12 protein-coding genes and 1 pseudogene are annotated in these 21,511 nt (G+C 60.9%); 4 read left to right on the forward strand and 9 right to left on the reverse strand.

Features of this window, described 5'->3' with window-relative positions; translation table 11 throughout:
* Window positions 1-290: 290 nt before the first annotated feature.
* The 3 genes from BMY45_RS02775 to BMY45_RS02785 form a co-directional block, all read right to left on the reverse strand.
* A complete protein-coding gene (locus BMY45_RS02775; RefSeq protein ID WP_092394217.1) occupies window positions 291-1,874 on the reverse strand; it encodes a peptide chain release factor 3 in 1,584 nt (527 codons plus the stop codon).
* A gap of 209 nt (window positions 1,875-2,083) precedes the next feature.
* The gene (locus BMY45_RS02780; RefSeq protein ID WP_143071601.1) at window positions 2,084-3,655 is read right to left on the reverse strand and encodes a hypothetical protein; all 1,572 of its coding nucleotides are present in this window, start codon (window positions 3,653-3,655) and stop codon (window positions 2,084-2,086) included.
* Between the two features lie 49 nt (window positions 3,656-3,704).
* Entirely contained in the window at window positions 3,705-5,150 is a 1,446-nt protein-coding gene (locus BMY45_RS02785; RefSeq protein ID WP_092394223.1) for a DUF2599 domain-containing protein, read from the reverse strand.
* Window positions 5,151-5,782: 632 nt separating this feature from the next.
* Here BMY45_RS02785 and BMY45_RS02790 point away from each other — a divergent pair.
* Both BMY45_RS02790 and BMY45_RS02795 read left to right on the forward strand, forming a co-directional pair.
* Complete coding sequence (locus tag BMY45_RS02790; protein WP_092394226.1) at window positions 5,783-6,946, forward strand: type III PLP-dependent enzyme; 1,164 nt, start codon at window positions 5,783-5,785, stop codon at window positions 6,944-6,946.
* Between the two features lie 158 nt (window positions 6,947-7,104).
* Window positions 7,105-9,630 carry a PepSY domain-containing protein gene (locus tag BMY45_RS02795; protein ID WP_092394230.1) on the forward strand — a complete coding sequence of 842 codons (2,526 nt, stop codon included), beginning with the start codon at window positions 7,105-7,107 and terminating at the stop codon, window positions 9,628-9,630.
* A gap of 142 nt (window positions 9,631-9,772) precedes the next feature.
* Here the strand turns inward: BMY45_RS02795 and BMY45_RS02800 are convergent, their stop codons facing one another.
* The 4 genes from BMY45_RS02800 to ptsP all read right to left on the reverse strand — a co-directional run bounded on the left by BMY45_RS02800 (window position 9,773) and on the right by ptsP (window position 17,076).
* Window positions 9,773-11,314 carry an alkaline phosphatase D family protein gene (locus tag BMY45_RS02800; protein WP_092394233.1) on the reverse strand — a complete coding sequence of 514 codons (1,542 nt, stop codon included), beginning with the start codon at window positions 11,312-11,314 and terminating at the stop codon, window positions 9,773-9,775.
* 199 nt (window positions 11,315-11,513) lie between these two features.
* Window positions 11,514-13,256 carry a PTS fructose-like transporter subunit IIB gene (locus BMY45_RS02805; RefSeq protein ID WP_092394236.1) on the reverse strand — a complete coding sequence of 581 codons (1,743 nt, stop codon included), beginning with the start codon at window positions 13,254-13,256 and terminating at the stop codon, window positions 11,514-11,516.
* 14 nt (window positions 13,257-13,270) lie between these two features.
* Window positions 13,271-14,212, reverse strand: a complete 942-nt coding sequence (pfkB, locus tag BMY45_RS02810; RefSeq protein WP_092394239.1) for a 1-phosphofructokinase — start codon at window positions 14,210-14,212, stop codon at window positions 13,271-13,273.
* Entirely contained in the window at window positions 14,212-17,076 is a 2,865-nt protein-coding gene (ptsP, locus tag BMY45_RS02815) for a phosphoenolpyruvate--protein phosphotransferase (RefSeq protein WP_092394242.1), read from the reverse strand. The genes pfkB and ptsP overlap by 1 nt, the downstream gene beginning before the upstream one ends.
* 289 nt (window positions 17,077-17,365) lie before the next feature.
* Between ptsP and cra the strand changes: the two genes are divergently transcribed.
* Together cra and BMY45_RS02825 are read left to right on the forward strand one after the other, a co-directional pair.
* Window positions 17,366-18,361 (forward strand): catabolite repressor/activator, encoded by a 996-nt coding sequence (cra, locus tag BMY45_RS02820; RefSeq protein WP_092394245.1) that lies wholly within the window; start codon window positions 17,366-17,368, stop codon window positions 18,359-18,361.
* Between the two features lie 20 nt (window positions 18,362-18,381).
* Window positions 18,382-19,158, forward strand: a complete 777-nt coding sequence (locus tag BMY45_RS02825; protein WP_092394248.1) for a TatD family hydrolase — start codon at window positions 18,382-18,384, stop codon at window positions 19,156-19,158.
* Window positions 19,159-19,279: 121 nt separating this feature from the next.
* Here the strand turns inward: BMY45_RS02825 and BMY45_RS28560 are convergent, their stop codons facing one another.
* The gene (locus BMY45_RS28560) at window positions 19,280-20,209 is read right to left on the reverse strand and encodes a methyl-accepting chemotaxis protein (protein WP_370695208.1); all 930 of its coding nucleotides are present in this window, start codon (window positions 20,207-20,209) and stop codon (window positions 19,280-19,282) included.
* A pseudogene (locus BMY45_RS28565) lies at window positions 20,186-21,277 on the reverse strand (methyl-accepting chemotaxis protein); the annotation flags it as partial. The gene BMY45_RS28560 and the pseudogene BMY45_RS28565, both read right to left, overlap by 24 nt.
* Window positions 21,278-21,511 lie beyond the last annotated feature (234 nt).

Here is a 21,511-nt window from a genome sequence, read left to right on the forward strand (position 1 = left end):
TCGCGAGCAGGCTCGCTCCCACAGGGGATTTGAGGTGAACATGGGTCCTGCGACCAGCCCGATACCCGTGTGGGAGCGGGCTTGCCCGCGAAGGCGGCGGTACATTCGACATGGATGCAAGCAGATCTACCGCCATCGCGAGCAGGCTCGCTCCCACAGGGGACTTGAGGTGAACATGGATCCTGCGATCAGCCCGCTCCCACAAGGGGAATTGGTGGAGTCCAATCATTAAGTGGAAATAAAAAACCCCGCAGCTTTCGGTGCGGGGTTCTGGGTGTAAAGCTCAGCGCTTAGTGATGCTCACGGGTCGCGCGGAAGTTCACATCCGGCCAGCGCTCTTCCATCAGTGCCAGGTTGACCCGGGTCGGCGCCAGGTAGGTCAGGTGGCCACCGCCGTCGAGCGCGAGGTTTTCCACGGCTTTGTTGGAAAACTCTTCGAATTTCTTCTTGTCGGCGCAATCGACCCAACGAGCGGACCACACGGTGATGGGCTCGTAGGAGCACTCGACCTTGTATTCCTCTTTCAAACGGCTGGCGACGACGTCGAACTGCAGCACACCGACGGCGCCGAGGATGATGTCGTTGCTGCGGGTCGGGAAGAACACCTGGGTGGCGCCTTCCTCGGCCAACTGCTGCAAGCCCTGACGCAATTGCTTGGACTTGAGCGGGTCCTTCAGGCGCACGCGGCGGAACAGCTCCGGGGCGAAGTGCGGGATGCCGGTGTAGCCCAGCACTTCACCTTCGGTGAAGGTGTCGCCGATCTGGATGGTGCCATGGTTGTGCAGGCCGATGATGTCACCGGCAAAGGCTTCTTCCAATTGCTCGCGTTCCGAGGAGAAGAACGTCAGGGCGTCGCCGATGCGCACATCCTTACCGGTGCGCACGTGGCGCATCTTCATGCCTTTCTCGTATTTGCCGGAACAGATGCGCATGAACGCGATGCGGTCGCGGTGCTTGGGGTCCATGTTCGCCTGGATCTTGAACACGAAACCGGTGAACTTCTCTTCCACCGGTTCCACGGTGCGCTCGTTGGCCACGCGCGGCAGCGGACGCGGCGCCCAATCGACCACAGCGTCGAGCACATGGTCGACACCGAAGTTGCCCAACGCAGTCCCGAAGAACACCGGGGTCAGTTGGCCGTCGAGGAATTCCTGCTGGTTGAATTCATGGCAGGCACCCTGCACCAGTTCCAGTTGCTCGACAAAACGGTCGTACTCATCGCCCAGGTGGGCGCGGGCCTCGTCGGAGTCGAGCTTCTCGATGATTTTGACTTCGGTGCGCTCATGCCCGTGACCGGCGGTGTAGACGATGATGTAGTCGTCAGCCAGGTGATACACGCCCTTGAAATCGCGGTAGCAGCCGATCGGCCAGGTGATCGGCGCAGCCTTGATCTTCAGGACCGCTTCGATCTCGTCGAGCAGTTCGATCGGATCGCGGATGTCCCGGTCGAGTTTGTTGATGAAGCTGACAATCGGCGTGTCCCGCAGCCGGCAGACGTCCATCAGGGCGATGGTCCGTGGCTCGACGCCTTTACCGCCGTCGAGGACCATCAGCGCCGAGTCCACCGCAGTCAGGGTGCGATAGGTGTCTTCGGAGAAGTCTTCGTGGCCCGGGGTGTCGAGCAGGTTGATCATGTGATCGCGATACGGGAACTGCATGACCGACGTGGTAATGGAAATACCCCGCTGTTTTTCCATTTCCATCCAGTCGGAGGTGGCATGGCGGTCGGACTTGCGAGATTTCACCGTGCCGGCCACCGCAATCGCCTTGCCCATCAGCAAGAGCTTTTCGGTGATGGTGGTCTTACCGGCATCGGGGTGGGAAATAATGGCGAAAGTGCGGCGTTTCGCGACTTCGGCGGCCTGTTTGGTCATGGGAAATCGCCTGGCAGGTGATTCAAAAAAGGGCGGCGATTATAGCTCAACTTGTACCAGGAACCGAACCCTTGGGTACATCCGGGGTGGCCAGATACCCGTTATTGCTGATGGATGAACCTTTCGGCGCGGTAGCCGCCATCAACCGCAAGTCCTGTGGAGGCAAGCCCCGTGTTGTTTTACCAGCCGAGACTGCGTCGGCCTGACGTTTATAGCTGGACCCGGAGCACTTGGGAAAACAACCACTGCGGGCTGAGCGTGGTAAACACCGAATAATTGATCAGTACCGTTTTTCCCTTGTGTTTCGAGACCCAGGTCGGGTCAAGCACGAAAACGTTGGGCTTACCGGCCGTAACCATTTGATGGGGCGTATCAAGGAGGGTTTGCCCCATGACACGTACGCGCAGGGTCGAGCCCGTCGGAGCTGGAGAGTTGACCGTGACGGTCCCCGAGGCATAACTGGGTGCCGGAAGAACCAGCGCCTGGGGATCGATGGTCAGAAACCGCACCCCAGACTCCAGGGTTTCACCGGCACCACTTTTTTTGATCGTGTAGCTCACCGGTACGGTAAGCCCAATGCTATCGACGACCTCAATGCGGGGAATCAGCACCTGTTTGTCCGCGGGGAGCTCGCCATATACGACCGGCGGACTGCTGTATGGCACGCGGCCTCCCCATCGAACACTCAGGATATCGGAGGCGGCAATTGCCTCGGTGGGCAATTGCACGATGAGGTACTCATCCCTATAGATATCCTTAGTGTTCAGACGGTCGCCAGAGACGGAGCTGTAAGCCTTGGGAATGGTGGGTGGGGCCAAAGCGGGCATTGGGAGAACCGGAGAGATCGCCTGGTCCGCACTCACATATTGGAAACTGAAATGACCTTGTGGGCTGGGGGGCAATGTGACACGAACGATGGGGACAACAAGACCGTTGGTGCGCTCATGGTATTTTTTTTGGTCGATTCGGGAGGCTTCCAGATCGTTTGAACCGGTGATCCAGAAAAACGCCTGGATGGGCAGCGGAGCCGGATTTTTTTCCGGCCAGGCTTCGATTCGAAGCTCGTTGTGATTCTTGAAGTTAAAATCGGCGCCTCCGGGCTCAAGTTCAACAAGTTTTCTGACCTGCAATCCCGCATTGAAGTTAGCCACGGCTTGCTCATTCAACGCATCGTTGAGCATCCACGCGCAACTGGCAGGATTTCCGTAACTGACCCTTCGAAAATGGGTCAGCCAGGCCCTGGCAGTGAAAATATTCTGTTCATTACAAGGTTTACTCAGGGGATAGACGAACTGGGTAATGCTGTCACGGCAAGCGCGGGCGCCTGGTTTGCTGCGATAGATCGTCGCGCCATCGTAGGGAAAATAGCAGATGACCGAGGGCTTTATTTTTCCCTGTGGCGCCCGGAGGGTGGGATAAAAAATATAGCCATGCCGGGCTTCGTTATTGCCCCATGGCGCACCACCAAACTTGGCGTCGGCCCTCAGGTAGGAAAATGAAACCGCGCCGCTGGTCCTGGAAAACTCGCTGTGGTCCCAAGGATCGAAGTTTCCCGCATTGGTCGTGCGTGCCAGGACACCCGTGCATAAAAAAGCAGGTGCCGTGGCAGCCCCGCAGTTGACCGCGGTGTCGTAGTAGTTGCGGGTCAAGGCGGCTGCCGTTGCTTCTCCTGACTGCACGATCGTGCCCACCAGTGCTTCGCTAAAGGACAGCGGCCAAACACAAAGACTGCCCAGTAGAATCAACAGCTCTGCTGATTTTTTAAACGTGAGATTTGCCATGTTCGTCGCCTTGAGTATCCCGGTCGGGTCAACAGCCTGATCTGCCCCTTCAATGAGGATTACAGCGGTTATCACCCGGCAACTTCATAATCACATCATGGGCAACATAGGGACGAGCGGGCTCAAGGCTCCACGTAGGTTTATTCTCGGCGATATCGGGGGAATCAAGATGACAGGCTAATTGTCGGCGCATGCTGCTGCCCATGTTGTCGAAATTCCAGTCCTTGCGATTCGGATCAAGGGCAGCCGCCTTGATCGCCAACTCGGCCAGCACGACATTGGTTTTTCCTACTCCGGCTTTTCTTCCGCACGCCGTGGGCGTGACCTTGAGCGATGAAATTTTCCCCAATACGGGCTCTACATAATTGTTGTCCCACTCGATCTTTTCTATGTAGTTATCACAGGAGCGACTATCCACGGGTGGTTGAACGTGCTGATCGACGGGGTAGTAGGCAAATTTCGCGTCCTCAGCGATCGATTTAGGAAACTGTATCTTGATGATCGGCTTCCACGTATTGCCTTGCTCTACCCATCGACGCTGATCATCTCGAGCAAGCTCACGAGATCTAAAAGTCTTTGTAGTTCTGTCAATGTAATCAACACCACTCTCATAAATAAAAGCAGCGATAGGGAGTTCCAGGTACGTGGCTTTCGCTGAGTCGCTGTCACTAGCGACAGGTGCATCAAACTTTACCCGTTCCTGACTGCTCCAGTCCCTTTTCCAGTATTTATTATCCGGCCAGGTTTCAATTCTCAGCTCCGACTGGGTATGGATCGCATCACCCTTTTCATCAGGATCGTTGGCCAAAATCTTTCGTGCCTCGACAAACGTATTGAATGCATCAGCCTTGTTGTAGGTACCGAAGTAGTCTTTCGTGGTATCAAAACCGCATTGAAACTTGTGCGCTTTCGTCGCTTCCGGGTCTCGGGTTTGACGGTCATAGTGTTCCATCCACGCCTTGGCATTGCTAATGCCCAGCTTCTGGCAATAGTCCTCGACAACGCCGAGGGAGTTCCCATTCTCCTGATAGTCGCCACAGCCGCTGTTGGTTCGATAATTCGTCCAGGAATCAATAGGAAAGGCACACAACACTTTGATTTTGAATTGCTCCCGCTCATTCACAAAATCATTGGGCACCAAGGCAAAACCATTGAACCTGAGCATGCCCAGCCCATTGAATTCCACATCTTTTCTTAGATATGAAACCGATGTACCTCCGGCGGCAATACCCGAGCCCCCCGCTTCCAGGCTATGCGATAACGGACTGGCATCCCACGGCAAATAACTTTGTTTACTGACGATTCCTCGAAGTATCAATCCTGAGCAATCAGACGCCAACCTGCCACTTCCACAATCCCGTGCGGTCAATCGATACCAGTACTCCATAAGTTTGGCCGTATCGGTGCCAGGGCTTGCCTGCAACAGGCTGGAGCCCGATACAAACCCGAGAAACAAAGAAATGTTTAATATCCGGATGACCCGACGTTTGCGCATGACTCTCTCCTAGAGCTTTTTCTTCGCTCAATTCAATCCGTCATAAAACCCCGCCTAATAAACCGCGCAATCGGACATAATCCCAACACCGGTTTTATTCAGCGGCGAGTACAACTTGAGAGATGAGTATTCGATAATCGCTTCGTCGCGCCCACTGTCAAAACTTACAGTCTTTTAAGGCTGTTTAAACGATTTCTTCATAACCAGGCGGTCATCAATCAACAAATGATCTGCGGTATCAAAGGCCCCCTCACATTCCCATGTGCAAGAGCCACCCGTGAGGTCTGTGTCGCATTGCCGAGGAACATCTGACTGTCACACAGGTCGGTTACATCAGGAGCTGTCGCGGGCCGCACGACGAATGAGTGCAAAAACGCGACATTTTTAGTTGATCTCAGGCCCCTCACGCCCTAAAGTTCGCGCCGAACGTCCATGCTGGAAACGATCCATCCGGCTCAAGTACTGACGACGAGACAGCAAGGCCAAGGGAATCAAGCATCCCGTGGCCTTTTTGCTTTCGGCGACATGCCTTGGGAAGTAGGCGAACCAAAGTGGGGATACGGAGGACGTTCACGAGGGCTGCTTGCCCTTACACCCATTGATCCTGATGTTTGCCAGTAGGAGTCCCAAGTATGTCGATCCAGGTCGAAGATTATTTCGCGCGCGAGACCTTTCAGAAAATGAAGGCGTTCGCCGACAAGCAGGAAACCCCGTTCGTGGTGATCGACACCGCGATGATCTCCCAGGCCTATGACGACCTGCGCGCCGGTTTCGAATTCGCCAAGGTCTATTACGCCGTCAAGGCCAACCCGGCAGTGGAAATCATCGACCTGCTCAAGGATAAAGGTTCGAACTTCGACATCGCTTCGATCTATGAGCTGGATAAAGTCATGAGCCGTGGCGTAGGCCCGGATCAGATCAGCTATGGCAACACCATCAAGAAATCCCGGGACATCCGCTACTTCTACGAGAAGGGCGTGCGCCTGTATGCCACCGACTCCGAAGCAGACCTGCGCAACATCGCCAAGGCCGCGCCGGGCTCGAAAGTCTATGTGCGCATTCTTACCGAAGGCTCGACCACCGCTGACTGGCCGCTGTCGCGCAAGTTCGGCTGCCAGACCGACATGGCCATGGACCTGCTGATCCTGGCCCGCGACCTGGGCCTGGTGCCGTACGGCATTTCGTTCCACGTCGGTTCGCAACAGCGCGACATCAGCGTCTGGGATGCGGCGATCGCCAAGGTCAAGGTGATCTTCGAGCGCCTGAAAGAAGAAGACGGCATCGTCTTGCAGCTGATCAACATGGGTGGCGGCTTCCCGGCCAACTACATCACCCGCACCAACAGCCTGGAAACCTACGCCGAGGAAATCATCCGTTTCCTCAAGGAAGACTTCGGCGACGACCTGCCGGAGATCATCCTGGAGCCGGGCCGTTCGCTGATTGCCAACGCCGGCATCCTGGTCAGCGAAGTGGTGCTGGTCGCCCGTAAATCCCGTACCGCCGTCGAGCGCTGGGTGTACACGGACGTGGGCAAGTTCTCCGGCCTGATCGAAACCATGGACGAAGCCATCAAGTTCCCGATCTGGACCGAGAAGAAAGGCGAGATGGAAGAAGTGGTCATCGCCGGCCCGACCTGCGACAGCGCCGACATCATGTACGAAAACTACAAGTACGGTTTGCCGCTGAACCTGGCCATCGGTGACCGTCTGTACTGGCTGTCGACCGGTGCCTACACCACCAGCTACAGCGCGGTGGAATTCAATGGCTTCCCGCCGCTGAAGTCGTTCTACGTGTAATTGGCTGGTCGCTGGACCCGAAAGCCCGTGACTGTGTCACGGGCTTTTTTGTAATAGGACGAAACGCGCCCATCAGCGTGGCTTTTTATGTGTGTTTATGAATGGTTCTCGATAACATGCGCGCCGTGATGAACAGCAATGACTGAAAGGCGGGCGACGTGTTCAAGAAAACCCTGTTCCAGTTGCACTGGTTTTTCGGCATCAGCGCCGGGCTGGTCCTGGCGTTTATGGGCATTACCGGTGCCGCGGTGTCGTTTCAGGACGAAATCCTGCGGGCGTTGAACCCCCAGGTGTTGATGGTCCCGAAACAACCGGAAGGCGTCCTGCCGCCTGCCGAACTGGTGCAACAGATCGAGGCCGCTTCCGGTAAAACCGTCGCCATGCTTTGGGTCGAGACCGACAGCGGCCACGCCGCACGGGCAATTTTCGCCGCCCCGCCTGGGGAAAAGCGCGGCCCCATGCGCTATTTCAACCCGTACAACGCACAATTCATGGGCGATGTGTTGGGCCAGGATCTCTTCGCTCTGATACTCAGGCTGCATCGCGTCCTGGCCTTGGAGGATGTGGGTCGACAGATTACCGGTGCCTGCACGCTGATCCTGGTGTTTTTCTGCCTGTCCGGACTGTACCTGCGCTGGCCACGCCAATGGAAAAGCTGGCGTGCCTGGCTGACTCTCGACTGGGCGAAAAAAGGCCGCAGCTTCAACTGGGACCTGCACTCGGTGGCGGGCACCTGGTGCCTAGCGTTCTATTTGCTGGCGGCCCTGACCGGGCTGACCTGGTCCTACGATTGGTACAACAAAGGCGTGACCCGCCTGCTCTCCGATTCCCCCGAAGAAGAACGGCTGCGCAACCGCGGCCCAGCGCCGAGCGGCCCGCCGCCGGTGGCCGATTATCGAGCCATGTGGAGCAGCATCTACAGCGCCGCGGGCCCTGGCCTGATCTCCTACAACGTGCGCATGCCGCCGGTGGCCGGGCAACCGGCGACGGTCTTCTACCTGCTGAAAAACGCGCCTCATGACCGGGCGCTGAACCAGCTCCTCCTCGACCCGGCCACCGGTGTCATCAGTGCTCACAGCCGCTACAGCGACAAGAGCCTCAAGGCGCAGTTGCTGACCAGCGTCTATGCCTTGCATATCGGCAGCTATTTCGGCCTGATCGGGCGGATCCTGGTGACGGTCGCCGCGCTGACCATGCCGCTGTTCTTCATCACCGGCTGGTTGCTGTACCTGGACCGTCGCCGCAAGCAGCGCCAAATCAAGAATGCCCGCCAGGCGCTAGGTGCCAACCGTAGCGATGCGCCCGCCTGGCTGATCGGGTTCGCCAGCCAGAGCGGTTTCGCCGAGCAACTGGCCTGGCAGACCGCCGGCCAGCTCCAGGCCGCCGGTTTGCCGGTGAAGGTCCAGCCGCTGGCCGGTGTCAGCGAGCAGGAGCTGAGCAACTGCAGCCATGCCTTGTTCGTCGTCAGCACCTTTGGCGACGGCGACGGACCGGACAGCGCCCGGGGTTTCGAGCGCAACGTGCTGGGCCGGGCCATGAGCCTGGAGCGCCTGCAGTATTCAGTGCTGGGCCTGGGCGATCGGCAATACGAAAACTTCTGCGGCTTCGCCCGACGCCTGCACACCTGGCTGTCGGAGCACGGCGGCAAGGCCCTGTTCGCTCCGGTGGAAGTCGACAGTGGCGACCCTTACGCCTTGCGTCACTGGCAACAGCAATTGGCCGAACTGACCGGACAGGCTCCGCTGGACACTTGGCAAGCGCCCAGTTTCGAGAACTGGACCCTGCACCAGCGCACCTTGCTCAACCCCGAGAGCAGCGGCTCTGGCGTGTATCTGTTGGGCCTCACCGCGCCCGGCCCGAACAGTTGGCTGGCCGGAGACCTGGTGGAAATCCTGCCGCGCAATGACCTGTCGGCCATCGAACATTTCCTGGAGGGCCTGGGCATCGCCGGCGTTGCTCGCGTGCAGGTCGATGGCTTGCCTCAACGTCTCGATCAGGCGCTGGCCAACCGCCAACTGCCGGAAAATCGCGCCCATCTGGTGGGCATGCATGCCCAGGCCCTGGTGGATGCCCTGGCGCCACTGGCACTGCGCGAATATTCCATCGCTTCGATTCCCGCTGATGGCCGGCTGGAACTGATCGTACGCCAGGAACGCCACACCGACGGCAACCTGGGTATCGGTTCCGGTTGGCTCACCGAGCATGCGCCGCTGGGCAGCGCCATCAGTCTGCGGGTGCGCCGCAACAGCGGCTTCCATCTGCCGCCCCAGGGCGTGCCCATGATATTGCTGGGTAACGGCACCGGTCTGGCCGGCCTGCGCAGCCTGCTCAAGGCGCGCGTGGCCGAGGGCATGCAGCGCAACTGGCTGCTGTTTGGCGAGCGCCAGCGCGAGCATGATTTCCACTGCCGTGATGAGTTACAGGAATGGGTGACATCCGGCGATCTGGAACGCCTGGACCTGGCATTTTCCCGGGATCAGGAACAGAAAATCTACGTTCAGGACCGCCTGCGCGAATCCTCGGTCCTGCTCAAGCAATGGCTGGCCGACGGTGCGGCGATCTATGTCTGCGGCAGCTTGCAGGGCATGGCGTCGGGCGTGGAGCAGGTGCTCAACGACGTGCTCGGAGCCGAGGCAGTGGAGCGCTTGATCGAACAGGGGCGGTATCGGCGGGATGTCTACTGACGGACCAAGATCCCACTTCACACCATCCCCTGTGGGAGCGAGCCTGCTCGCGATGCGGAGTATCAGACAGCACTTTTGTCGACTGACACTCCGCATCGCGAGCAGGCTCGCTCCCACATTGGTTTGTGGTGCGCTTTGAAACTCAAACCGGCTGCAACTTCTTCTCAAACACCGCCACGCCTTCCAGATCCCGCAACACCACACTCATCTCCCCGCTCTGGCCGTCGATGTTCACCTCGCCAAAGAACTGATACCCGGCAAACGGCGAGGTGTTCTGGGCAGGTGGTGCTTTCTGGAACACCACTTCGGGACCGAAGGTCTCGTCCAGAGGGTTGGGCCCGAAGCTGCCGGCATTCAACGGCCCGGCGACAAACTCCCAGAAGGGTTCGAAATCCTGGAACGCGGCCTGTTCCGGGTGGTAATGGTGGGCGGCGCAATAGTGCACGTCAGCGGTGAGCCAGACGTAGTTGCGCACCTGATACTTGCGCAGGTAGCCGAGCAATTCGGCGATCTCCAGTTCCCGGCCCTGGGCCGCGCCCGGATCACCGTTGGCGACCGCTTCCCAGCGCGGCACGCCGGGGCTGACTTCGCCGTCGGGCACGCCCAGGCCGATGGGCATGTCGGCAGCAATGACTTTCCACTGGGCCCGGGACTGCTTCAGTTCGCCCTTGAGCCAGTTCAACTGCTCGCGACCGAGGAAGGGTTTGGCTGCGCCGAGGTTGGCGTCGTTGGCTTCGCGGTAGCTGCGCATGTCCAGCACGAACACATCCAGCATCGGCCCGTAACTGAGCTTGCGGTAGATCCGCCCGCCGCCGTCGGCCTTCTGCAAGCGCATGGGGGCGTATTCCAACCAGGCCTGCCGCGCACGGCCCACAAGACTGTGGATATCCTTGGTCTGGTAGCGTTCATCCAGTTGCTTGCCCGGCGACCAGTTGTTGACCACCTCATGGTCGTCCCACTGCCAGATCTGCGGCACTTGGGCGTTGAAGCGGCGCACGTTTTCATCCATCAGGTTGTAGCGGTAGTTGCCACGATACTCGTCCAGGGTCTCAGCGACCTTGCTCTTGGCTTCAGTGGTGAGGTTGCGCCAGATGCGCCCGCCTTCGGTGGTGATCTGCGCCGGCACCGGACCGTCGGCGTAGATGGTGTCGCCGCTGTGGATAAAAAAATCCGGCAGGCGCAAGCGCATGGCTTCGTAGATGCGCATCCCGCCGATGTCCGGGTTGATCCCGAAGCCCTGGCCGACGGTGTCGCCGCTCCAGACAAACCGGATGTTGCGCTTGAACTGCGGCACGCTGCGCAGGTGACCGAGCCAGGGTTCACTGGCGACACCGGTCTGGGCATCTTCAAAATGCACCCGGTAGAAAATCGCCTGGTCAGGCGGCAGCCCGGTGAGCTCGACCCGGGCGGTAAAATCGCTGCGGCTGTCGACCAGTGGCGAGACAAAACGCCGCGGGTTGGGCAACTGGCTGCGGGTGTCCCATTCCACCACCATCCGGGCCGGGCGGTCGCAGCGGCTCCAGATCATCGCCCGATCACCCTGCAAATCGCCAGACTGCACGCCATCGGTGAGCAGCGGGCGATCCTTGACTGAGGCAATCACTGCCGGCGCCAGCCCCGGCAACAACAACCCCGCCCCCACGGCTTGCATCACACGGCGACGGCCCAGGTCGAATTCGCTCATGGTGTTTCCCCCAAATGGGGAGACTTAAGCATGGCAGTGTTAATCAGGCGTGACAGGGATCTTGTGAACACCCCAAAACCACTGTGGGAGCGAGCCTGCTCGCGATTGCTGAGTGTCAGGCGACCCATTGTCGACGGATACACCGCTATCGCGAGCAGGCTCGCTCCCACAGGGAATTTCATTGTTCAAACTAACGTGTTCAGGCCTTGGCCGGCTCCAACGCCATCTCCACCACTTCCGGGCGCTTGAGCAGCGCATAGGACACCGCCGTCAGCAAACTCCCCGCCACGATCGCCAGCAGATACAACAACGCATGGTTGATGGCGTTAGGGATCAGCATCACGAACAGCCCGCCGTGAGGCGCCATCAGTTTGCAGCCGAAGTACATCGACAGCGCACCGGTCAACGCGCCACCGGCGATGCTGGCCGGGATCACCCGCAACGGGTCCTTGGCGGCGAACGGAATCGCCCCTTCGGAGATGAAGCACAGCCCCAGCACCAGCGCCGCTTTACCGGCCTCGCGTTCGGTCTGGGCAAACTTGCGACGGGCGATAAAGGTTGCGATGCCCAGGCCAATCGGCGGCACCATGCCAGCGGCCATGGCCGCCGCCATCGGTCCATAACTCTGCGACGCCAGCAGCCCCACGGAAAACGCATAGGCGGCCTTGTTGATCGGCCCGCCAAGGTCGACGCACATCATCGCCCCTAGCAAAACACCCAACAGAATCGCGTTGGTGGTGCCCATGCTGTCGAGGAAATGGGTCAGGCCATCGAGCATGCCCGCCACCGGCTTGCCGACGATGTAGATCATCACCAGACCGGTAAACAGGCTCGCCAGCAGCGGGATAATCAGGATCGGCTTGAGCGCTTCCAGGCTCTGGGGCAGGCGCGCGTAGCGGTTGATCGCCTTGGCCGCGTAACCCGCCAGGAAGCCGGCGATGATCCCGCCGATGAACCCCGCGCCCAAGGTGCTTGCCAGCATCCCGCCAATCATGCCGGGCGCCAGGCCTGGACGGTCAGCGATGGAGTAGGCAATGTAGCCGGCCAGCAACGGCACCATCAGTTTGAACGCGGTGTCGCCGCCGATCTGCATCAGCGCGGCCGCCAGGGTACCAGGTTCCTTGAAGGCCTCGATGCCGAACACGAACGACAAGGCGATCATCAAACCACCGGCCACCACCATCGGCAGCATGAACGACACCCCGGTGAGCAGGTGTTTGTAGATGCCGGTTTTTTCCGCTTTGGTCGGGCCGCTGGCGCCGCTCGCGGCGCTTTCCTGGCGGCCTTCGGCCAACGCTTTGTTCAGCGTGGCTTCGGCCTGCTTCAAGGCGATGCCGGTGCCGCAACGGTAGATTCTCTTGCCGGCGAAACGCTCAGTGGCAACCTCGATGTCGGTGGCCAACAGCACCACGTCAGCTTCGGCGATGGCCTCGGGGCTCAGCGGGTTGCGAGCGCCCACCGAGCCCTGGGTTTCCACCTGCAGGTCGTAACCGAGCTTCTTCGCTGCCTGCTGCAACGCTTCGGCGGCCATGAAGGTATGGGCAACGCCGGTCGGGCAAGCGGTAATGGCGACCAGACGCGGAGCGCGCTCGGCCGCCACCGTCGGCGCCTCTTCCAGCACATCCGACTCGGTAAAAACCTGGGCCTCTTCGGCACCACGGCGCAGCAGCGAGTCAACGTCTTGCAGCGCCTGGGCCGGGGTGCTGCGAAACAGACGCTTGCCAACGAACCGCGACATGTCCACCGGGCCGCTGGCAACCAGCAATACCCATTCAGCCGCGTCCAAGGTTGCGGCCGACAATTGGCGTTCAGGATGGGCCGCGTCATGGACTTCGACGCTGGTGCTCCAACCCTGGCGCTGGGCCGCCGCGTCCAGCAAACGGGCGCACAACACACTGGTGACCATACCGTTCGGGCAGGCCGTCACAATGGCTAATTTCATTCTTGCGAACCCTCTTATTGTTCGGTCAGGGGGCGCACGCGCACGCCCTGTTCAAGCGACGCCAGCAACGCGGTGTCATGGATACCAAAACCGATCTGCGTCACGGCCATCGCGGCAATGGCCGTGGCGGTGCGCAAGGTCTGCTGCGGTGTGTCGGCACTGAGCAGGCCATGCAGCATGCCGGCCAGCAGCGAATCGCCGGCCCCCACGGTGCTGGCGACGGTGACCTTGGGCGGCGAAGCATGCAACGCTGAACCGACACTGAACCAGTTCACACCGTCGGCGCCGTGGGAAATCACCACGTGCTCGATGCCTTGGGCGTGCAGGCGTTGCGCCGCTTCAGCCTGGGCCAGTTCGCTCACCACCTCGCAACCCAGCGCATCGGCCAGTTCCTCGGTGTTTGGCTTGATCAGCCACGGTCCCGCTGCGAGGGCGACGCGCAAGGCTTCACCACTGGTGTCGAGAGCTACGTTCAAGCCCAATGCCTTCAAGCGAATGATCAGCGCCTGCAACCATTGTGGGCTGACGCCCCGGGGCAGGCTGCCCGCCACCACCACGACATCGTGGCCTGGGGCGATTTGTTCCAGTCGCTCAAGCAACGCTTGCTGCGCGGCGTCATCAATCACCGGGCCTGGACCGTTGAGGTCAGTGATGCGTCCGTCCTGCTCGGCCAGCTTGATGTTGCTGCGAGTCTCCCCGGGCACGCGAATAAAGGCGTCGACAAAACCGCGCTGGGCGAACAGCGTGTCGAACGCCTGGGCGTTGTCTTCACCGAGAAAACCACTGACGGTCACTGTGTGACCGAGGTCAGCCAGCACCTGGGCCACATTCACGCCCTTGCCGGCGGCGTGGCTGTGCATGGCATCGCTGCGGTTGACCTGACCGGGTTCCAGCCGCGCCAGCTCCACCGTGAGGTCGAGCGCCGGGTTGAGGGTCAGGGTAAGGATCTTGGCCATTACAGCGCCTCCACTAATGCGCGCACGTCATTGGCGCTGCCCACGGCCAAGGCCTCTTGGGCCAGGATTTTCACCTGCGCCAGACTCACTTCGCGCACCCGCGCCTTGACCTCGGCAATGCTGCGGGCCGAAACGCTCAGCTCGTCTACGCCCAAGCCCACCAGCACCGGCACCGCCAGCGGATCGGCCGCCAGCTCACCGCACACGCCAACCCATTTGCCATGGGCATGGGCGGCACGCACGGTGATGTCGATCAGTTGCAGCACCGCCGGGTGCAGGCCGTCAGCCTGGGCCGAAAGGGTTGGGTGACCGCGGTCGATGGCCAGGGTGTATTGCGTCAGGTCGTTGGTGCCGACACTGAAGAAGTCGACTTCCTTGGCCAGCACCGGCGCCAGCAGTGCTGCGGATGGCACCTCGATCATGATCCCCAGTTGCAGGTCCGCCACCGGGATCTCCAGACGCAGGCGCTCGGTCATGTCCCGGGCCTGACGCCACTCATCGACGCTGCCGACCATCGGGAACATGATCCGCAACGGACGGTTGTCCGCCGAACGCAACAAGGCGCGCAATTGCGCTTCCATGACTTGCGGACGCTGCAAAGTCAGGCGAATGCCACGCACGCCGAGGAACGGGTTTTCTTCTTTCGCGATCGGCCAGTACGGCAGCGGTTTGTCGCCGCCCACATCGAGGGTACGCACCACCAGCGGCCGCCCGGCCAGGCCATCGAGCACCTTGCGGTATTCGGCTTCCTGAGTCGCTTCATCGGGCGCCTGGGTGTGAGCCATGAAAATCAGTTCGGTGCGCAACAGGCCGATGCCTTCGGCGCCCTGCTCCACCGCACTGGCGACACCGGCGCTCTCGCCGATGTTGGCGAATACTTCCACGGCGTGGCCGTCACGGGTCAACGCCGGTTGATGACGTTGTTCGGCAGCAACCTTGAGACGTTGCTCGCGGGTGTCGCGCTCTTCGGTGGCCCGTTGCAGCGTGGGCGCGTCGGGGTCCACGTGCAAGCGACCGCGCTGGCCGTCCAACAACAGGGAAGTGCCCGGTGCCAGCAGCAACACCGCCGCCCCGGCCCCCACCAGCGCCGGGATACCCAAGGCTCGGGCGACGATGGCGCTGTGGGCGGTGGCGCCGCCGCGCGCGGTGAGAATCCCCGCTACGCGGGCGGGGTCCAGACGGGCGACGTCGGATGGACCCACTTCGTCCATCACCAGAATGTAAGGTTGCTCGGGTTCGCTCGGGGTTTCGACGCCGCACAATTGCGCCAGCACACGTCGACCGACGTCCCGCAGGTCGGCGGCACGTTCGGCGAGCAGCGCGTCCTGCAACGCTTCCTGTTCTTTGGCAGCCGCTTCGATCACGCCCATCCACGCCGCTTGCGCACTTTCGCCCAGCTTCAATCGGGTGTCGACCTCATCGGTCAGCGCCGGATCGTCGAGCATCTCCTGATGGGTGATAAAGATTTCGCGGATGGCCTTGGCCTTGGCGCGTTCGACCAGACCTTCGATATCGCGGCGCACTTGGTTCAAGGCGTTTTGCAGGCGCTCACGCTCGATGGCTGCCGACTCGCCGCGCAACGGATAATCGAAGGCCTGCAACACCTGGATATGGGCCGGGCCGATGGCAATGCCCGGCGCGGCGGCAACGGCCTGGATCAAACTGCCGGACTCCGGCGCCAGCATGACGGTAGCCACTTCGGCCATGGTGGTTTGTTGTGGCGCACTCGGTGGCGGCAGCGGCTCGACCTCTTCGCCCAGGCCTTCCTCGATCGCGGCCAGCAGCGCCGGCAAGGCGTCAGCGGCGATGCTCGGTTCGGCGATGAACTCCAGGACCTGGCCGCGACGGGCGCCCAGGCTCAGTAACTTGCTCAGGCTCTTGACCGACACGGCGCTGTCCTGGCCGTCGACGATGCGCACGCGGATCTCGCCTTCGAAGCTTTTCGCCAGTTGCGCGAGGATCTTCGCCGGACGCGCGTGCAAACCATGGGCATTGGCCAGGCCGATGCGGGCGCTGGGCCAATCGGCGGGCAGTTCGCCGCCCAACACTTCCAGGACCTTGCGGCTGCTGGTGGCGCGCCCCAGTTCATGACCGCGACCTTCGATCAACAACGCACAGAGCCTTTCGAGCAAGGCCTGGTGCGCCTCGCCGAGGCTGGCGAGACAGAACAGACCGCTCAAGGGCTGACCGAGGTAACGGATGGGCTTGTCCGGCGTGACGAAGGCCAGGCCCGGACGCTTGACGGTCTGTTCGCTGTGCAGCCACCACAAACCATCGCCCAACGGCAACGCCTCGACCTGCTGCAACACACCGGCAAAGCCGTTGCTCACACAGTCGGCTTGGCGCAGCAGACGGGCACCGCGCCAGACCAACTCTTCGAAGTCGTCGGCCGACACGCCAAGGCCGATCATCTGCGCATCCAGGGCCAATTCTTGCGGGGCGCCTTGCAACAGCTTCAACAGTGCTTCGGGCGAACCGGCGCGGCGCAGGGCCTGGCCCAGGTCAGTTTCCCCCAGGGCCCGGGTCAACAATTGCAGCAGACGCAAGTGTTCGTCGGACTTGGCCGCGATGCCGATCGCCAGGTAAACGATCTGCCCGTCGCCCCAGTCCACCCCCTCAGGGAACTGCAGCAAACGCACGCCGGTGGAGTAAACCAGATCGCGGGTTTGCGGGGTGCCGTGGGGGATGGCAATACCTTGGCCAAGAAAGGTCGAGCCCTGGGCCTCGCGAGCCTGCAGACCGGCCAGGTAACCCTCGGCTACCAGGCCATCGGCCACCAGTTTGTCAGCGAGCAATTGCAGCGCGGCGTCTTTATCCACAGCCGTCTGGGCCATGGATATCTGCTCTAGAGTGAGCTCGAGCATGCTTTCTCCTTTTTGGCGTCGGGTTGGCGCCAGGTATTGTTTTGAATGAATCAGCTTAGCGTTACAGGACGGCTTTTGGCGCTATCGCGGCAGACGGGCCAAAAAATCCTGCTAACCTTGAAAATACGCTTGCTGAAACGTTTAATCTAGAAAGATTGGCACGTTACTCGATAATCTCTCATCCTTGAAGTGCAACTTGTCGCCGCCGTTGCGACAGCAACCGTCATCCTGAATCGGGTAGGATGCCCCTCATTGTCGGGGCAAACTCGAAAAAACAAGGAAAACCGGGTTGAAACTCAGTGATATCGCCCAGTTGGCCGGTGTGTCCGTGACCACCGCCAGCTATGTCATCAATGGCAAGGCCGAACAGCAACGCATCAGTAGCGCCACCGTCGAACGCGTGCGCGCCGTGGTCGAGGAGCATGGCTTCACGCCCAACCCCCAGGCTGCCGGGTTGCGCAGCCGGCATACGCGCACGCTGGGTTTCATCCTCCCGGACCTGGAAAACCCCAGTTACGCGCGCATCGCCAAACTGCTGGAACAGGGTGCCCGAGCGCGGGGCTATCAGTTGCTGATCGCCAGCTCCGACGATGCGCCCGAGAGCGAACGACAACTGTTGCAACTGTTCCGCGCCCGGCGCTGCGACGCGCTGATCGTCGCCAGTTGTTTGCCGGCCGGGGACGACAGTTATCGCCAGTTGCAGGCCAAGGGTATCCCGATCATCGCCATCGACCGGGTGATGGAGCCTGCGCACTTCTGCTCGGTGATCAGCGATGACCGCCAGGCCAGCCTGCAACTGACCCGTAGCCTGCTGCAAACCAATCCCCGCCAGATCGCGCTGATCAGCGCCCGGCCCGAATTGAGCATCAGCCAGGAACGCACCGCCGGGTTCAACGAAGCCCTGGCCGGGTTCGAAGGCCAGGTGCTGATCGAGCACGGCGAGTCGTTCAGCCGTGAATGCGGCCGCCAGTTGATGGAAGAATTGCTTGCGCGACTGGGACACCTGCCTGATGCGTTGATCACCACCTCCTATGTGCTGCTGCAAGGGGTGTTCGACGCCCTGCACGACTTCCCGCTCAAGTCGCGTCCGCTACGGTTGGGCACCTTTGGTGATACGCAACTGCTGGACTTCCTGCCACTGCCGGTCAACGCCATGTCCCAGCAGCATCAACTGATCGCCGACAAGGCCCTGGCGCTGGCCCTGGCCGCCATCGAAAACGATGATTACCAACCCGGTGTGCAGGCCATCGCACGCACGTTCAAGCAGCGCATTCATCAGGGCTGAGCATTCTTCAGGATTGAAGCATGGAACTGATCGATACCCACACCCATCTGGATTTCCCCGACTTCGATGCGGATCGCCCGGCGCTGCTGGCCGAAAGCCGCGCCTTGGGCGTCCGGCAGATGGTCGTGCTGGGGGTGTATCGGGAGAACTGGCAACGGGTCTGGGATCTGGTGCAAGGCGACCCGGACCTGTACGCCGCGCTGGGCCTGCATCCGGTGTATCTCGATCAGCACCGCCCCGATGACCTGGGGCAATTGCGCCAGTGGCTGATCCGCCTGGCTGGGCATCGGCAGTTGTGTGCGGTGGGGGAAATCGGCCTCGATTACTACATCGAAACCCTGGATCGGGAGCGCCAGCAGGCATTGTTCGAGGCGCAACTGCAACTGGCGGCGGAATTCGAATTGCCGGCGTTGATCCACGTGCGCCGCAGCCATGCCGCCGTGATCGCTACGCTCAAGCGCATAGGCCTCAAGCGCGGGGGGATTATCCACGCCTTCGCCGGCAGTTTTGAGGAGGCTCGCGAGTACATCAAGCTCGGCTTCAAGCTCGGCCTCGGTGGCGCCGCCACTTGGCCTCAGGCCCTGCGCATGCATCGGGTACTGGCAAAACTGCCGCTGGACACGGTGGTGCTGGAAACCGATTCGCCGGACATGGCCCCGGCGATGTTCCCCGGCCAACGCAACAGCCCGACGCATTTGCCGGCCATTTGTGAAGCACTGGCTGGGATTATGTCGATCAGCCCTGAGCAGTTGGCAGAAGCCAGCACGGCCAACGCCAGCCAATTGTTCAATTGGTGACCCCCTGTGGGAGCGGGCTTGCTCGCGAAGGCGGTGTATCAGGTGATCTCATCATTGACTGACACAACGCCTTCGCGAGCAAGCCCGCTCCCACATTGGATTTGCGGCGAATCAGCCAGAATCACACCCGAAACGCATTGATCAACTGCTTGAGCTGCACCACCTGGGCGGACAACTCACGGCTGGCGTCCTCCGTCTGGTGCGCGCCTTCGGCGGTGCGTTCACCGGCGCGGTTGATCTCGACGATGTTCTGGTCGATGTCATGGGCCACGGCCGTTTGCTGCTCCACCGCGGCGGCGATCTGCTGGTTCTGGTCGACGATCATACCGACGGCGCCGAGGATATTTTCCAGCGCCTGCTGGACCTTTTCCGACTGCCCCACCGTGCCACTGGCCATCTCATGACTGGTACCCATGGCTTTGACGGCAGCGCCCACGCCGCCGTGCAGGCGGGTGATCATTTCTTCGATTTCTTCGGTCGATTGCTGGGTGCGCTTGGCCAGGGTCCGCACTTCGTCAGCCACCACCGCGAAACCGCGCCCCTGCTCTCCGGCGCGCGCGGCTTCGATCGCGGCGTTGAGCGCCAGCAGGTTGGTCTGTTCGGCGATGCTCTTGATCACGTCCAGCACACGGCTGATGGCCTGGCTGTCAGTCGCCAGTTGATTGATCACCTGCACCGACTGATCGATCTCGCTGGCCAGGCGCACGATGCTGCTCTGTTGCGACTCCACCAGCCCGCGCCCGCTGAGGGTTTCGTCGTTCACGCTGTGGGCGCTACTGACCGCAGCGGCGGCGCTGCGAGCCACTTCCTGGGCGGTGGCCGACATCTGGTTCATCGCCGTGGCGACCAGTTCGATCTGACTGCGCTGCCCGGACACCGCCTGGTTGCTCTGGGCCGACACCGCCTCCACCTGCCCGGCCTGGCGCTCGACCTCGGCAACGGTCCGGCCGACCTGTTCGATCAGGTCATGGATCTTCGCCACCGTGCCATTGAACACTTCACCCAACTCGCCCAACTCATCCTTGCTGCGCGCCACGAAGTTGACCGTCATGTCGCCCGCTGCGACCTTGTCCATCATCTCGCCGAGATGTTTGAGGGTGGTGCGGGTCGAGGCGTAGAAGCCGGCGTAGAGGTAAAAGATCAGCAGAAATACGGCGACCAGCGCCACCGCTTGCAGCACCATGTGGCTGCGATTCTGCTCCAGGCGATGCTGCAACTGCACGTCCAGAAAACCCAGGGTCACATCGTTCAGTCGGTAGGTCTGCTCCATCAGGCTGCTGACCTGCTCGTAAAACGGCAGCCAGGGTGCATCCAGCGTGTCAGCCATCACCACCTGCTCTTCGATCAGTTCTGCGGCTTTCTTCAGGGTCGCCTTGCTGCCTTCGGCCTGAGTGGCAAGCGCCTGCTCGGCCGCCTTGCTGGAACCCAGGGCGTCCTGGAGCTTGAGGTCGTATTCACCCTGCAGCTTTTCGATTTGCCCCAGCAACTCGTCGAACCGGGTGCTCGACGCCGAATTGAGAAAGCCCAGGCCCAGGGACGCAGCGCCCAGCGCACGGCCTTCACCCAGGGTTTGGGTAACGTTGGGGGTCACGCCGATGATCAATTCGCTCAGTTGGCGGATGTCGCCCTGATTGTCGCGGCTCAGGCCAGCCTGGCTGGCGATGATTTGACTGAACATCTGCGCGCTGTTGAGCAGCTTGCCGATCAGTGCGCTTTTGCTTTGCAGGGAGCGCTCGGCCTGCTGGGCCTTGAAAGCGGCAATCATTTCGTCGCGCTTGGCAGCGAACGCGCTGACCTGTTCAGGATCGACGGCCATGGCGTTCAAGCTCTGCAACCGCGCCAGGACCTGTTTTTCAAGGGTGCCGATCTTCGCCTCCACGTCCCCGGCCTTGCCGGACTGACCGAGGCTGGCATTGATCTGCACCAGATTGTTCAGGGTTTCCAGGTCGCGCCGTAGGGTCAGGCTGTTGCCCAGCAGATCGAGGCTTTGCAGCTCCACTTGCGTGCCCTGGAATTCGCGATAGGACTCGCGCACCAAAAAGAAATTGGTCACCAGCATCGGCAGCAGGAACAACACGCTGATCAAGCTGAACTTCATGCCGAAGCTCAGGCGGTTCATCAGCGCGACGGCGGGCCAGAGCAAACTCTTCACAAGGAAGTCTCCCGGTTGTATTTCTTGTTTTTATGGGCAGGCGCACAGAGACAGCAGATAGCCACTATTTGGGCGCTGTCCCTGTATAGCCTAAATCGGCGGGAAGATTTGTAACTTAAGGTTAACGACGAGCCGTGGCACGGTTCTTGTGGCGAGGGGATTTATCCCCGCTGGGGCGCGAAGCGGCCCCTAGCTATCTTA

Source organism: Pseudomonas sp. NFACC39-1 (genome assembly GCF_900110355.1).
Taxonomy (GTDB): domain Bacteria; phylum Pseudomonadota; class Gammaproteobacteria; order Pseudomonadales; family Pseudomonadaceae; genus Aquipseudomonas; species Aquipseudomonas tehranensis.

What these genes read in the sequence shown, in the direction of transcription:
- BMY45_RS02775 (WP_092394217.1), bottom strand. Translation starts at nt 1,874, where the DNA reads ATGACCAAACAGGCCGCCGAAGTCGCGAAACGCCGCACTTTCGCCATT.
- BMY45_RS02780 (WP_143071601.1), bottom strand. Translation starts at nt 3,655, where the DNA reads ATGGCAAATCTCACGTTTAAAAAATCAGCAGAGCTGTTGATTCTACTG.
- BMY45_RS02785 (WP_092394223.1), bottom strand. Translation starts at nt 5,150, where the DNA reads ATGCGCAAACGTCGGGTCATCCGGATATTAAACATTTCTTTGTTTCTC.
- BMY45_RS02790 (WP_092394226.1), top strand. Translation starts at nt 5,783, where the DNA reads ATGTCGATCCAGGTCGAAGATTATTTCGCGCGCGAGACCTTTCAGAAA.
- BMY45_RS02800 (WP_092394233.1), bottom strand. Translation starts at nt 11,314, where the DNA reads ATGAGCGAATTCGACCTGGGCCGTCGCCGTGTGATGCAAGCCGTGGGG.
- BMY45_RS02805 (WP_092394236.1), bottom strand. Translation starts at nt 13,256, where the DNA reads ATGAAATTAGCCATTGTGACGGCCTGCCCGAACGGTATGGTCACCAGT.
- pfkB (WP_092394239.1), bottom strand. Translation starts at nt 14,212, where the DNA reads ATGGCCAAGATCCTTACCCTGACCCTCAACCCGGCGCTCGACCTCACG.
- ptsP (WP_092394242.1), bottom strand. Translation starts at nt 17,076, where the DNA reads ATGCTCGAGCTCACTCTAGAGCAGATATCCATGGCCCAGACGGCTGTG.
- BMY45_RS02825 (WP_092394248.1), top strand. Translation starts at nt 18,382, where the DNA reads ATGGAACTGATCGATACCCACACCCATCTGGATTTCCCCGACTTCGAT.
- BMY45_RS28560 (WP_370695208.1), bottom strand. Translation starts at nt 20,209, where the DNA reads ATGACGGTCAACTTCGTGGCGCGCAGCAAGGATGAGTTGGGCGAGTTG.